This window comes from Glutamicibacter sp. 363, assembly GCF_052379505.1.
GTDB lineage: Bacteria > Actinomycetota > Actinomycetes > Actinomycetales > Micrococcaceae > Glutamicibacter.
Map to the genome: position 1 here is coordinate 80,757 of NZ_JBQSYR010000015.1, position 14,209 is coordinate 94,965.

At 57.2% G+C, this 14,209-nt stretch carries 12 protein-coding genes; 10 read left to right on the top strand and 2 right to left on the bottom strand.

The window, feature by feature from the left end:
• Window positions 1–29 precede the first annotated feature (29 nt).
• Window positions 30–380: a holo-ACP synthase gene (locus ACT3UA_RS10910; protein ID WP_096283617.1), complete on the bottom strand. Its 351-nt coding sequence runs from the start codon at window positions 378–380 to the stop codon at window positions 30–32.
• A gap of 88 nt (window positions 381–468) precedes the next feature.
• Window positions 469–2,340 carry a glutamine--fructose-6-phosphate transaminase (isomerizing) gene (glmS, locus tag ACT3UA_RS10915; protein WP_096283615.1) on the bottom strand — a complete coding sequence of 624 codons (1,872 nt, stop codon included), beginning with the start codon at window positions 2,338–2,340 and terminating at the stop codon, window positions 469–471.
• A 167-nt stretch (window positions 2,341–2,507) separates the two neighbouring features.
• Here glmS and coaA point away from each other — a divergent pair, with 167 nt between their 5' ends.
• The 10 genes from coaA to ACT3UA_RS10965 all read left to right on the top strand — a co-directional run bounded on the left by coaA (window position 2,508) and on the right by ACT3UA_RS10965 (window position 14,199).
• Window positions 2,508–3,467 (top strand): type I pantothenate kinase, encoded by a 960-nt coding sequence (coaA, locus tag ACT3UA_RS10920; RefSeq protein ID WP_096283774.1) that lies wholly within the window; start codon window positions 2,508–2,510, stop codon window positions 3,465–3,467.
• Window positions 3,468–3,562: 95 nt separating this feature from the next.
• Complete coding sequence (gene mscL / locus ACT3UA_RS10925) at window positions 3,563–3,955, top strand: large conductance mechanosensitive channel protein MscL (RefSeq protein ID WP_096283772.1); 393 nt, start codon at window positions 3,563–3,565, stop codon at window positions 3,953–3,955.
• Window positions 3,956–4,099: 144 nt separating this feature from the next.
• Entirely contained in the window at window positions 4,100–5,299 is a 1,200-nt protein-coding gene (gene alr, locus ACT3UA_RS10930; RefSeq protein WP_096283613.1) for an alanine racemase, read from the top strand.
• A complete protein-coding gene (gene tsaE / locus ACT3UA_RS10935) occupies window positions 5,292–5,870 on the top strand; it encodes a tRNA (adenosine(37)-N6)-threonylcarbamoyltransferase complex ATPase subunit type 1 TsaE (RefSeq protein ID WP_096283611.1) in 579 nt (192 codons plus the stop codon). Before alr ends, tsaE begins: the two co-directional genes overlap by 8 nt.
• On the top strand, window positions 5,863–6,540 hold the full coding sequence (tsaB, locus tag ACT3UA_RS10940; protein WP_096283609.1) for a tRNA (adenosine(37)-N6)-threonylcarbamoyltransferase complex dimerization subunit type 1 TsaB: 678 nt from the start codon (window positions 5,863–5,865) through the stop codon (window positions 6,538–6,540). The genes tsaE and tsaB overlap by 8 nt, the downstream gene beginning before the upstream one ends.
• The gene (rimI, locus tag ACT3UA_RS10945; protein ID WP_096283607.1) at window positions 6,537–7,010 is read left to right on the top strand and encodes a ribosomal protein S18-alanine N-acetyltransferase; all 474 of its coding nucleotides are present in this window, start codon (window positions 6,537–6,539) and stop codon (window positions 7,008–7,010) included. The genes tsaB and rimI overlap by 4 nt, the downstream gene beginning before the upstream one ends.
• Window positions 7,007–8,083, top strand: coding sequence for a tRNA (adenosine(37)-N6)-threonylcarbamoyltransferase complex transferase subunit TsaD (gene tsaD / locus ACT3UA_RS10950; protein ID WP_096283605.1), 1,077 nt, complete (start codon window positions 7,007–7,009; stop codon window positions 8,081–8,083). Before rimI ends, tsaD begins: the two co-directional genes overlap by 4 nt.
• 220 nt (window positions 8,084–8,303) lie before the next feature.
• The gene (locus ACT3UA_RS10955; protein WP_096283603.1) at window positions 8,304–11,597 is read left to right on the top strand and encodes a helicase-related protein; all 3,294 of its coding nucleotides are present in this window, start codon (window positions 8,304–8,306) and stop codon (window positions 11,595–11,597) included.
• On the top strand, window positions 11,590–12,267 hold the full coding sequence (locus ACT3UA_RS10960; protein ID WP_096283601.1) for a DUF4391 domain-containing protein: 678 nt from the start codon (window positions 11,590–11,592) through the stop codon (window positions 12,265–12,267). The genes ACT3UA_RS10955 and ACT3UA_RS10960 overlap by 8 nt, the downstream gene beginning before the upstream one ends.
• Window positions 12,268–12,285: 18 nt before the next feature.
• On the top strand, window positions 12,286–14,199 hold the full coding sequence (locus ACT3UA_RS10965) for a site-specific DNA-methyltransferase (protein WP_444616394.1): 1,914 nt from the start codon (window positions 12,286–12,288) through the stop codon (window positions 14,197–14,199).
• Window positions 14,200–14,209 lie beyond the last annotated feature (10 nt).

Sequence of the window (14,209 nt, forward strand, 5' to 3'; positions counted from 1 at the left end):
ACGCCCGTTTTAACTGCTAACGTGTCGTTTTATCGCTCGGCGACAACCATGGCCACGGCCATATCGCCGTCATGCGACATGGTCAGATGCCAGGAAGTAATGCCGCGCAGTTCACTGGCTGCGGCAACCGTGCCGCGAATGAGCACTTGCGGATCTCCGGCCTCGTCCTTGGCGATGGTGCAATCCTGCCAATTCATACCTACCGGGGCGCCCAGAGCCTTGGCGATGGCCTCCTTGGCGGCGAATCTCACGGCCAGGGAGCGAAGCGGCAAATCTCGTTCCACCGCGGTGAAGAGTCGTTCACGCAGGCGTGGGGTGCGTTCGAGCTGTCGGCCAAAGCGTGGCACGTCGACAATGTCGACACCGATTCCTGCAATCATGATCTCCAGTCTATCCAGAGCCCTTGAAGACAAAAAATTGCGGGCACCCCCGAAGGGATGCCCGCAAGATTCTATGGTGCAGAGTGGATTACTCCACGGTCACCGACTTGGCCAGGTTTCGCGGCTGGTCCACGTCGAAGCCCTTGGCCGAGGCAAGTTCGCAAGCGAAGAGCTGCAGCGGCACGGTGGCCAGCAGCGGCATCAGCAGCGTTGGAGTCTCCGGGACGTAGAAGACCCACTCGGAGTAGTCCTTCACATCGTGATCGCCGTCTTCGGCGATGACCAGGGTCTTGGCGCCACGGGCGCGGACCTCCTGGATGTTCGAGACAACCTTCGAGTGCAGCGAATCGCGGCCGCGAGGGGAAGGAACCACCACGAAGACCGGCTGGCCGTCGTCGATCAGGGCGATCGGACCGTGCTTCAGCTCGCCGGCGGCGAAGCCCTCGGCGTGGATGTAGGCGATCTCCTTGAGCTTCAGCGCGCCTTCCATGGCCACCGGGTAACCGACGTGGCGGCCCAGGAACAGCACCGAGGAAGCGTCTTCCATCGAGCGGGCAAGTTCCTTGATCTCGTCGGCGCGATCCAGGATGTCCTGGATCTTCGCCGGGATCTTGCCCAGGTCGGCCAAGATGTCCTTGATCTGGCCCTGGAAGAGGTTGCCGCGCAGCTGAGCCAGGTACAGGCCCAGCAGGTAAGTGGCGGTGATCTGCGCCAGGAATGCCTTGGTGGAAGCCACCGCGATCTCCGGACCGGCGTGGGTGTAGAGCACCGCGTCGGATTCGCGCGGGATGGTCGACCCGTTGGTGTTGCAGATCGACATGGTCTTTGCACCCTGCTCCTTGGCATAGCGCACGGCCATCAGGGTGTCCATGGTTTCCCCGGACTGCGAGATCGAAACGATCAGGGTCTTCTCGTCAACGATCGGCTCGCGGTAGCGGAACTCGTGTGAGAGCTCCACCTCGACCGGAATGCGGCACCAGGATTCGATGGCGTATTTGGCTACGGAACCGGCGTAAGCGCTGGTACCGCAGGCGAGCACAACGATCTTGGAGATCTTGGAAAGTTCTTCCGGATCGATGCGCAGCTCATCGAGGGTCAGGCGGCCATCGGCGTCCGAGCGGCCCAAGAGGGTGTCGGCCACGGCGGCTGGCTGGTCGAAGATTTCCTTCTCCATGAAGGAAGGGAAGCCGCCCTTTTCGGCGCTGGCTGCATCCCAGTCAACGTGGAATTCCTTGCCTTCGGCAGGGTTGCCGTCGAAGTCGGTGATGCTGTGGGTATTCGGGGTGATGGTCACGATCTGGTCCTGGCCCAGTTCCACCGCACGACGGGTGAAATCGATGAAGCCAGAGACATCGGAACCGAGGAAGTTTTCGCCATCGCCCAGGCCCAGCACGAGCGGGGAGTTGCGGCGGGCTGCCACGACGACGCCCGGGTGGTCTTGGTGAACTGCCAGCAGGGTGAAGGCACCTTCGAGGTGCTTCACGGCCAGCTGCATGGCCAGGGTGAGATCCCCATTGGCTTCGGTGCTGTAGAGCTTGCCCAGCAGGGCCGCTGCAACCTCGGTATCGGTGTCCGAGAGGAGCTCGACCCCTTCGGCTACCAGCTTTGCCTTGATGCCCGCGAAGTTCTCAATGATTCCGTTGTGGATCATTGCAAGCTTGCCGCCATCGGCCAGGTGAGGGTGGGCGTTGCCGTCGCTTGGCCCGCCGTGGGTGGCCCACCGAGTGTGGCCGATACCGGTGTGAGACCCAGGCAACGGTTCCTCGGCGATAACATTTTCCAGGTTGACAAGTTTGCCAGCCTTCTTGCGTGAGTGAATGGCACCATCGGCGACCACGGCAACACCGGCCGAGTCATAACCGCGGTACTCCAACCGACGTAAACCTTCAATTAGAACGTCAAGTGCACCGTGATCGGTGACTGAGCTTGACGCTCCCGCATATCCAACAATTCCGCACATAGGAAAAAGCGTACCGGTTGATTCCCCAATGATGGGAGATATCGTGGCGCATCACTCAAAAAGTCGCGTGTCATAGGTCACCGGAGAACGCGACTTATGGGTCATGTGCAAAGAAAGCGATGGCAAAGTTTGGGTTGTTGGGGTAATCCTTGGCAGAATTTGTCTCCGTGGAACCACAAGGAACGTTAGAGACACCGATTACCCCCTTCGTCGAGCTAGAGCGCGAGACCTGGGCCCGTCTCTCTAACAAGATGGAACAACCCCTCAACGAAGAGGATATTGAACGGCTGCGCGGTTTAGGCGACGCGTTGGACCTCGATGAGATTCGCGACGTATACCTGCCATTGAGCCGTTTGCTGTACCTCTATGTCCAAGGCGCCGGGGCAACGCACCGGGCAACAACGACATTCCTCGGCGAGCAAACGAGCCGCACACCCTTTGTCATCGGCGTCGCCGGTTCGGTGGCGGTAGGCAAGTCCACCACCGCCCGCGTGCTTCGCGACATGCTGCGCCGCTGGCCGGAAACTCCGGACGTGCAGCTGATTACCACCGACGGGTTCCTTTACCCCAATGCAGAGCTTGAGCGCCGCGGCATCATGGACCGCAAGGGATTCCCGGAGTCCTATGACCGCCGCGCGCTGCTGCGCTTTGTCTCGGCGGTGAAGTCCGGTGTTCCGGCAGTCGGCGCCCCGGTGTACTCGCACCTGACCTACGACATCATTCCCGAAGAGCGCAATGTGATTCGCTCGCCGCAGGTGCTGATCGTCGAAGGGCTCAACGTCTTGCAGCCGGCGCGGACCCGGTCGGATGGAACCGTGGGCCTGGCGCTCAGCGACTTCTTCGACTTCTCCGTCTACGTTGACGCGCGGACCAAGGACATTGAAGAGTGGTACATCCGGCGTTTCATGAACCTGCGCTCGGGCGCCTTCGCCGACCCGGCGAGCTACTTCCACCGTTATGCCCAGTTGACCGACGACGAGGCGCGCGAGACGGCGCACGGCATCTGGAAGCGCATCAACGAACCGAATTTGAAAGAAAATGTGCTGCCTACCCGTGGCCGTGCGCAGTTGGTGCTGCGCAAGAGCGCGGATCATTCGGTGCACCGGATGCTGCTTCGCAAAATCTAGACATTCTTCCTAACGGGAACCGAATTTCTTACAAAATTTAAGTTTTCGCGCAAAATGTCCGCTCTCGCTGTGTTTTTGCTGTGTATGCTCAAATCATGCTTAAGGGATTCCGCGATTTTATAATGAAGGGCAACGTCATCGATTTGGCGGTTGCTGTTGTAATCGGTGCCGCATTCGGTGCCGTGATTACCGCTCTGGTAGAGAACATTCTCATGCCATTGATCGCTGCATTGGTTGGTTCGCCAAACTTTGACAGCTTCCTGCTCATTACCCTCAACGGAAATGACATCAAGATCGGTGTCTTCATCACCGCTTTGGTCAACTTCCTGCTGATCGCCGCGGCCGTTTACTTCGTCTTGGTTATGCCAATGCAGAAGGCGACCGAGGCAAGGAACCGCCGCCACGGCATCACCGAAGAAGAGGACGAAGTCGACCCGCAGGTTGCTCTGCTGGAGCAGATCCGCGACGAACTGAAAACTCTCCGCTAACCGCCCCCACAAACGCGCAAGGGCCGCTAGTCTCAAACATGTTTTGAGCGCAGCGGCCCTTTACCTTTAACCTGTGGACCGCCGTTGGCTCGGCCTGCGGGGTGCGACGCGGCATCGGTTGCGGAAAAGTGGGAAGATAGTTTGGTGAACTCTGAATCTCTTGAGGAAATCAACGCGCCGGAAGCAGGCGACACCGCTCCTTACATTGGTTGGGAACGCCGTGCAGTAATCGACCTGTCCGCGATCCGCAGCAACGTCAAGCAAGTCGCCGATCTGGTGGCCCCGGCCAAAGTCATGGCCGTGGTCAAGGCCGACGGCTACGGGCACGGAGCATTGCCGGTTGCTACCGCGGCACTGGAGGCCGGCGCACGCTGGATTGGCTGCGCCCATGTGGCCGAGGCCCTCGCCCTGCGCGAGGCGGGCATCGAGGCGCCCATGCTGGCCTGGCTGCACACCAATGACACCCCGTTCGAAAAGGCCATCTCCGCGGGAATCGACCTCGGAGTCTCCGGCTGGGATCTGGAGCTGATCGCCGCCGCCGCGCAGGCGGTGCAGACCCCGGCGCGCATTCACCTGAAGGTGGATACCGGGCTGGGACGCAACGGGTCCACCATGGCAGATCTGCCTTCCTTGCTGGAACGTTCAGCGAAGTTCCAGTCCGAGGGCCTGCTGCGCGTTGTGGGAGTGTTCTCGCACCTTGCGGTGGCCGATGAACCCGAACGCCCCGAAACGGATCTGCAGCTTGAGGTCTTCGATCAGGCCATCGAAATGGTGGAGGCCGCCGGCTTCAACCTGGAGATGCGCCACGTCGCCAACACCCCGGCGATCCTCTCCCGCCCGGACTCGCACCACGAAATGGTGCGCTTGGGTCTGGGCCTCTACGGGCTGAGCCCGTTCGAAGGCGAAACACCGGCCACCTATGGTTTGCGTCCGGCAATGAAGCTGGTCACCAAGGTCGCCAACGTGAAGAAGGTCAACACCGGGCAGGGCGTCTCCTACGGACTGCGCTACCTCACCGCGAAAGAAACCTATCTGGCGCTGATCCCGATGGGATACGCCGATGGACTTCCACGCGTGGCTACCGGTGCTCCGGTCACCATCCACGGCAAAACTTACCCGGTGCGCGGCACGATCGCCATGGACCAGTGCGTTATCGATCTGGGGCTGGATATTGACCCTGAACAATTCCTCGGGGCCGAAGCGATTATCTTCGGCGAAGGGGGAGAATCCGCGACCACCTGGGCGCACGCGGCCAATACCATCAACTACGAGATGGTCACCCGCATCTCGCCGCGCGTACCGCGTTACTACGTTGAGGGAACCTGGGGCCAAGCCGGTGACTAGAAAAGTTTTGGAATTCAGCTGCCAACTCGAAGACCTGACCGCTACCGAAGCGCTCGGCGAAGCACTGGGCAGTCACTTGTCCGCAGGGGACTTGGTGATCCTCACCGGTTCCCTTGGCGCCGGCAAGACCACCCTGACCCAATCGCTCGGGCTAGGACTGAACGTCCGCGAGGGAATCATCTCGCCCACCTTCGTCCTCGCCCGCCAGCACCCGTCGCTTGCCGATGGGCCGGGGCTGATTCATGTGGATGCCTACCGGCTCAACGGGGATAGCGACGTGGACACCCTGGATCTGGAGTCCACCCTGGCCGACTCGGTCACCGTGGTGGAGTGGGGTCTTGGCAAGGTTGAGCACCTGAGCGATTCACGGCTGGAAATCCAGCTGGACCGCGAGGTCTGGGCCGTTCCGGCGAGCAACCCGTGGGAAGAATCAGACGAAGAGCTAGATGAACCGCGCCTTTTCACGCTCAAGGCCATAGGCCCGCGCTGGGCCGAAGAGAATTTCACCGAACTGAAAAACGCGTTGCTGCAGGCCATCGGACTGCAGCACTCGGGAGAAACACATGCCTAACTATCTGTCCATTGACACCTCGGCGCACGCCTCGGTGGCGCTGGTCGATTACACCACTGGTTCAGTAATCGCTCAGAGAACCTCGCCGAAAGGCAACGACCAGACCGAAACTCTGGCCAGCTATGTCCGGGACATGCTGGAGGAGAACAATGAAGAGGGCAAGAACTTGGCTGGCATCTTCGTTGGCGTGGGTCCTGGCCCTTTTACCGGACTGCGCGTCGGCCTGGTGGCTGCACGCACGTTCGGCTTTGTCTGGAACGTTCCGGTCCATGGAATCATGTCGCTGCATGCGCTCGCCGAACGCGTGCTTCGTTCCGGTGAGAACCCGAAAGAATTCGTGGTGGCCTCGGATGCACGTCGTAAGGAACTGTACTGGGCGCGCTATGACGCAGAGGGTAAACTGCTGGACGGTCCGCATGTATCCGCTGCTACTGAGTTGCCTGTGCTACCGGTTTATGGCGTGGGTGCTGGCTTGTATAAGGAACAGCTGGAGTCCGTTGGTAGCCAGCCACGGGAACGTTCCTTTGACTGGGTAATCGATGCACGGCATCTGGCCCATCGCGGCATGGATGACCTGGCATCTGGACTCGATCTGTCGGATACCGCACCGCAGTACCTGCGCGAATCAGATGCCCAGGTACCGGCGTTCATGAAGAAGGCCAAGGCATGAGCATTACCCTTCGCGAGATGACATCCGAAGACATTCCCGCAGTCCACACGCTGGAAACCCAGCTGTTCCCCGAGGACGCTTGGCCACTGGCCGGATTCGAAGCCGAGCTGGCTCAGCTGGAGACCCGAAAATACTGGGTCTATGAGGACGCCGGTAAGATCATCGGCTACGCCGGCTTATGCACCGTGCTGCCCATTGCCGACGTGCAAACCATCGCGATCATCCCCGAGTACCAAGGCCAGGGTTTGGGCCGTGCGCTGCTGACGGAACTGATCACCACTGCACGGGCCAACCGTGCCTTGGATCTGATGCTCGAGGTGCGCTTTGATAACCCCTCAGCCATTGGACTCTATGAGTCCATGGGATTTGAGACCATTCATCGTCGCCCGCGCTACTACAAGGGCGGCATCGATGCGCTGATTATGCGCCTTCCACTGCACGCGCTCGACACTCCGGAGGCCAGCGAATGAGCACCCCACAGCACCCACTGGTACTGGGCATCGAATCCTCTTGCGATGAAACAGGAATCGGGATCGTGCGCGGCACCCAGCTGCTGGCCAACACCGTGTCCAGCTCCATGGATGAACACGTGCGCTTCGGGGGAGTGATCCCGGAGATCGCAGCACGAGCCCACCTCGAAGCGTTTGTGCCCACCTTGGAGCAGGCGCTCGCCGAAGCTGACGTAACTCTTGAAGAAATCGACGCGATTGCCGTCACCAGCGGTCCTGGGCTAGCCGGTGCGTTGATGGTGGGCGTGGCCGCGGCGAAGGCGCTGGCGCTAGCCACAGGCAAGCCGCTGTACGGCATCAACCACCTGGTGGCGCATGTGGGCGTCGGCGTGCTGGAAGGCACGGTTCTTCCACCGACCTTCGGGGCGCTGCTGGTCTCCGGCGGTCATACCGAGATCTTGAAGGTCACCTCGTTGACCAACGATGTGCAGCTGCTCGGTGCGACCATCGATGACGCGGCGGGCGAAGCCTACGACAAGACCGCCCGCTTGCTGGGTCTGGGCTATCCGGGTGGACCGGCCATCGACAAGGCCGCCAAAGACGGAGACAAAAAGGCTTTCCGTTTCCCGCGAGGGCTGTCGCTGCCAAAGTTCGTGGGCTCCGCCGAAGAACCGGGCAAGCACCGCAACAACTTCTCTTTCTCGGGTCTGAAGACCGCGGTGGCTCGCTGCGTGGAACACTTCGAAGCGGCTGGGGAACCGATCCCGGTAGCGGATATTTCCGCATCTTTCCAGGAAGCGGTAGTGGACGTGATTACCTCCAAGGCGGTTCGCGCTATGCAGGAGAATGGGCTGACGACTTTGCTGTTGGGTGGGGGCGTCGCGGCGAATACTCGTTTGCGCGAGCTACTGGCGGCGCGTTGCGCTTCGGCCGGCATTACGTTGGTGGTTCCGCCGTTCTCGCTGTGCACGGATAACGGGGGCATGGTCGCAGCCCTCGGCGCCCAGCTGGTGACCGCGGGCACGCAACCATCTGGATTGGGCTTCGCTACCGACTCATCACAACCGGTAACCAATATTGTTTTGGCGAGCTGAGAATTTACACAGCTTACAATTACTGATCGAAGTTGGAGATCTTGAAGTTTTAAGCCATCTGATGGAACTCGAGTAGCCAGGGGCGCAACGAATATCGATTCCTCGCTTAAGACACGTTCATATCTCATCAAATACGGTAATCCTTCTATTTCTAGCAGACTGGATAGAATCGAAATGGCAAGCGGACCGTAGCTTGCATGCTGTGTGTTAAGGGGTAGAAGTGCGCGTAATTAGCAATAGAACAGAACGTCTCGGCGATGACCTCAAAACCGAACTCCGAAAAGGGGCGAAGGTTCGTATCGCCGCGTCGACGTTTTCCATCTTTGCATTCGAAGCGCTTCGGGAAGAACTTGAACAAGTAGAAGAACTGGAGTTTGTTTTTACGTCTCCGTCTTTCAGACCGGCCGATGCGGGTGACAAGATTCGGAAGGAACGCCGTGAATTCTTCATTCCCGTGGGTCATGCAGAGTCCAGTCTCTACGGCACAGATTTCGAAATTAGACTCCGCAACAAACTCACACAGCGTGCCATCGCCAAAGAATGTGCAAACTGGGTCCGCCAAAAGGTTACGTTCCGTTCAAACTCCACCGATCAGATGATGCAGCCCATGGTGATCGCTGGCGACCAGGCTGCCTACTTTGCGCCGCAGGGTTTCACTACGGCCGACCTCGGCTACGAGCAGGGCAACGCTATGTCGAATATGGTCACGAAAACCGAAGGAACAATTGAAACTAAGCAGTTCCTTGACACTTTTGATCAGATTTGGAACACACCCGGTCATCTCACCGACGTCACCCAAGCGGTGCATGATCATATCGCAGCTGTATATACGGAGAATTCGCCAGCACGGATCTATTTCCTTATTCTTTATAACCTCTTCGCCGAGTTCTTAGACGATATTTCTGAGGATACTTTGCCTAATGACCGTACCGGGTACGAAGACACTAAGGTGTGGCAGAGTCTCTACAACTTCCAGCGAGACGCAGCAACGGGCATAATCAACAAGCTCGAAACCTACAACGGATGCATACTCGCCGACAGCGTCGGCCTTGGAAAGACCTTCAGCGCACTCGCAGTGATTAAATACTACGAGCTACGCAACAAGTCAGTATTAGTTCTTTGCCCGAAGAAGCTTGCTGAGAACTGGACCACGTACAACTCGAACTACACGACCAATCTCTTTCATGAGGACCGGTTCAACTACGATGTACTTGCGCATACCGATCTCTCACGCGTCAAGGGTCAGTCCATCGGTGGCCTGCAACTCGACCGAATCAACTGGGGTAATTACGATCTCGTTGTTATTGACGAGTCCCATAACTTTCGCAACGCGGACTATTCAGAGGAAAAAGAGTCGCGCTACCAGCGCCTCATGCGTCAGGTCATTCAAGAAGGTGTGAAGACCAAAGTTCTTATGCTCTCGGCGACCCCGGTGAACAACCGTTTCAATGACCTAAAGAACCAGCTTCAGCTGGCCTATGAGGGTGACTCTGAACAACTCAGCACTCGCTTGAATCTCTCCTCCAATGTAGAGAAAGTGTTCAAGGACGCGCAGACCGTCTTCAATACCTGGTCCATGCTTGACGCTGAAGAACGCACTACGGAAAGTATCCTGACGATGCTTGACTTCGATTTCTTTGAACTTCTCGATGCCGTGACGATCGCGCGCTCACGCAAGCACATCGAGGCTTTCTATGACACGTCTGCCATCGGCGCTTTTCCCAAGCGGCTCGCGCCTCAGGCAATCCGTGAGCCTCTAACGAATTTGCCTACTGCTCCAAGCTTTAATGAAATTTTTGAGCAGATTCAGACCCTAAATCTTGGCGTCTACGCGCCAATGAGCTATGTATTCCCATCGCGCCGTTCTAAGTACGAGGACATTGGCAAGCCGTCTAAGAGCACGGAGAATTTCCAAGCAGGTGGAGGTCAAGCCGGCCGCGAGCAGGGAATCAAGCAGCTGATGACTGTAAATCTGCTGAAACGCTTGGAATCCAGCGTTGAAGCGTTTCGAATTACTTTGGCCAAAGTTGAGTGCACTGTCGATAATCGGTTGCAGCAGTTGGCATCGTCCATGCCAATCGATGATCGCGACGCCGTTGATTCTGAGCTCGATTTGGATATCGATGATTCCGAGAATGCAGGGCTTGAAGCGCTCATGGTCGGTGATCTTCTGATCGACACAGCGGACCTTGACATTGAACGGTACAAAGTTGATCTCTGGCATGATCGGGAGACCCTTCGCGAACTCATGAGCGCCATGGCCGTTATCACCCCGGAGCAGGACTTGAAGTTGATCAAGCTCAAGCAGCTCATTGCCAATAAAGCCATGTACCCGATCAACCCAGGCAACAAGAAGATCCTGATTTTTTCGGCTTTCGCAGACACCGCCGGCTATCTCTATCGAGAGCTTGGACCCGCATTGGCTGCCGCTGGTCTGCACACGGGACTGATCACCGGGGGACAAAGCGGCGCGAAGACGACTCTGGGCACTGGATATGACTTCGGCCAGATTATGACGATGTTCTCTCCTGTGTCGAAACATCGTTGCGAGACCATGAGTGGACATCCCGGAGACATCGACGTTCTCATCGGCACGGATGTTATTTCCGAAGGCCAAAACCTTCAAGACTGCGACACCGTCATCAACTACGACATCCATTGGAACCCAGTACGTATCATTCAGCGCTTCGGACGTGTCGATCGCATTGGGTCGAAGAATTCTGTCATCCAGCTTATTAACTTCTGGCCGGATATCAGTCTGGACGAGTACATCAATCTTAAGGACCGCGTGGAAAACCGCATGCGGATTGCCAACCTTGCCGGAACTGGAGATGACAACGTCCTAGAACCGAATAGTGCTGAGGCGTCCTACCGGCGCGAACAGCTGCGTAAACTTCAAGATGACGTCATCGAACTCGAAGACGTACGGTCCGGGGTCTCCATAACTGACTTAGGCCTCAACGATTTTCGAATGGATCTGCTCGGGTACGTCCGCCAAGTCGGGAACCTCGCTGGAACACCTAAAGGCCTACACGCCGTTATCCCTGCGAACTCAGAACTAGGCTTGGAGCCAGGCGCCATTTTTGCATTGAGAAACATCCAAACCGATGCCGAACAACTAGGCGGCAAGGATGGCGCTCGCGGTAACCGCTTGCACCCCTACTACTTGATCTATGTCGATCAGCAGGGTGAAGTTATCTCCGACCATACGGAGGCTAAGCACCTTCTCGACCTGTTGCGCGCCGGCTGCCGTCCGTTCGACACACCAGTTTTGGACGCGGTCGCCGTGTTCAACGCGGCTACCGTTGAGGGGGCGGAAATGGGAGTCTATTCGCAGCTTCTCACCGATGCGATCAGCTCCATGATCGAACGTAATGACGAACACGATATCGACAGCCTCTTCACATCCGGCGTGACTACAGCGCTCAAGAACACCATCTCAGGTTTAGATGATTTCGAACTCATTGCCTTTATCGCAGTCGTTGATCCCAATAAGGAGGTGAAACATGGCTGATGTACTTTTCTCCTGGCCTGCGACCGCGGCCGTCGGCACCCGCATTCCCAAAGAACGCTTCTACGCGCAGGGCCCTGTAGCTGGGGGAACTAAGGAAAAATTCGTCGCCGAGGTTTCACGGGTTATCTGGAGCTACAAACTTGCACTTGATACCGTCAACATTCCGGAGATGGACGGTATCTCGGAGATAGACGTTTTCAGGATAGACACGAAAAATGGCGAACTTTCCGACAGCGTTCTGACAGCCATCGACAAAGCCATCCCGCGCCCGTTGATTTTTGAAGTCACTAGACCCAAAGCAGAAGTGGGTAGTGGTAACGGCGTCGTTCGTATGGTTGCAGCTCATAAGTTAGTGGATGGGGGAGCTACGAAGCTGAGCGGATACTATTCGACAGGATGGTTACCAACCGGACAAGAGCGAATGGCGCTCCCCAATGCGATCAATCTGCAAGTTCTCTACACCGCGTTGCTGGAACCGCTCACTCCGGTGAAAATCCGGACGAGTGAAACAATGTCGGAGGTTGCTGAGAGACTAGAAGCGGTCCGAAAACTGGACCGAGAGATCAGCACGTTGGAGCGTAGACTCCGCACCGAGGTACAGCTCAACCGCAAGGTTGAGATTCGCAGACTGCTCAAGACTAAACAAGCACTTCGAGAACAACAGAGGTAACCGGTGGAGAAGATCCGAATGACATCTCGTGACATGACCGCGGCCAACATCGAGGCACTCGCCGAGCTGTTTCCGAATGTCGTCACCGAAACCATAGACATTGAAGGAAATCCCAAGTCGTCGATCGACTTCGACTTATTGCGGCAGGAACTTTCCGATCACATTGTGGAGGGGCCTCAGGAGCGGTACCAGTTAGATTGGCCGGGGAAACGTGCGGCCGCTTTCGCCGCAAACGCTCCAATTGCCAAGACTCTGCGTCCCATCCGCGACGATTCGGTGGACTTCGACACGACGAAGAACTTATTCATCGAGGGCGACAATCTCGATGCCTTAAAACTGTTACAGGAGTCGTATCTCGGCAAGGTCAAACTGATCTATATCGATCCTCCTTACAACACGGGAAACGACTTCGTGTATGCGGATGATTTCGCGGAGTCCACCGCGGAGTACCTCGTCAAGTCGGAGCAGGTTTCCGAGACCGGTGAACGTATGGTGGCGAACTCGGAGTCGAATGGCCGGTTCCACTCGGACTGGCTGAGCCTGATGTACTCGCGTCTGAAGCTCGCCCGGAACCTGCTGACCGATGATGGCGTAATCATGGTGGCGATCGGCGACCAGGAGCACGCCAACCTCCGCAACCTGATGGACATGGTGTTCGGTGGCGAAAACTTCCTCGCGAATGTCGTCTGGCAGGGACGTGCAAAAAATGATGCGCGCTTCTCTGCCGGAGGCATCGATTACATGTTGATTTTCGGCCGTAATCGAGGAGCGCTGGTTGGAAAAGATGCTCGCTGGAAAGAACCAAAGAAAGGCTACTCTTTGGTTCTTTCAGCAGTTCGAGATTGTTGGGAACGAGCTGATGGTGACGCGGAGCTGGCGACCAGACTTCTGCGGGACTGGTGGAAGACATCTCCTGACACAGAGAAGGGCCTTCAGTCATATTCTGAGATTGATTCGAACGGCCGCGCCTACTTGCGGGGGCCTCTCGCCAGCCCAAATCCTCGCGAGAATCTGAAATATGAAATTCTGCATCCAGAATCATTCAAGCCAGTTCCGATGCATCCAAACGGCTGGCGCTATTCGCGCGAAACGATGGATAATTTGCTGGCGGATGGTCGTATTGTCTTCGGTAAGGATGAGCTGACGTCGCCTCGTCGCAAGATGTATCTCGATGAGCAGGACGACCAGGCGATTCGATCCCTCATTGTCAAGGAAAGAGCTCCTGCAAGTGAAGCCCTGAGCAGACTGCTCGACGGTAAGTTTTTTGACTACCCGAAAGATGTTGATGTTCTCGTGACTTGGATTCGTGCGGCCACGCAGAACAATAATGATGCACTCGTGCTGGACTTCTTTGGTGGCTCAGGTTCGACAGCTCATGCAGTCATGAATCTCAATGCTGAAGATGGTGGCACACGACGGTTCATCCTTGTCCAGCTGCCGGAAAAACTTGATGCCGCAGCTCAGCAGCAGGGTTACTCGACAATCGCTGACGTCGCACGAGAACGTCTTCGTCGTGTCGGTACGCAAATGAACCTCTCCGCTACGGAGACGAGCACCGGGTCGCAAGATCGCGGATTTCGCTCGCTCAAGATCGACACCATGTCCAAGACGGACACCCTGAGGTCGGCAGATGCACTTCAGCAGTTGGAGATTGAACAGCTGGAATCCAGCATCAAACCTGACCGAACGGGTGAAGACCTACTTTTCCAGGCCATGCTCGACGCAGGCCTGGAACTGACCTTGCCGATCACTCGCGAAGAACGGGACAGCTTCGAAATCTATGACGTTGAAGAAGGAGCACTCATGATGTGTTGCCGTTTACGAGAGAGGAACTCTCTCTCTCTCTCTCTCTCTCTCTCCGGGACTCGTTCGCGAGCTTGCCGCACGGCAGCCGTTGCGCATGGTCTTCCTCGACGAGGAGTTCGAGCATGATGCGTCACGG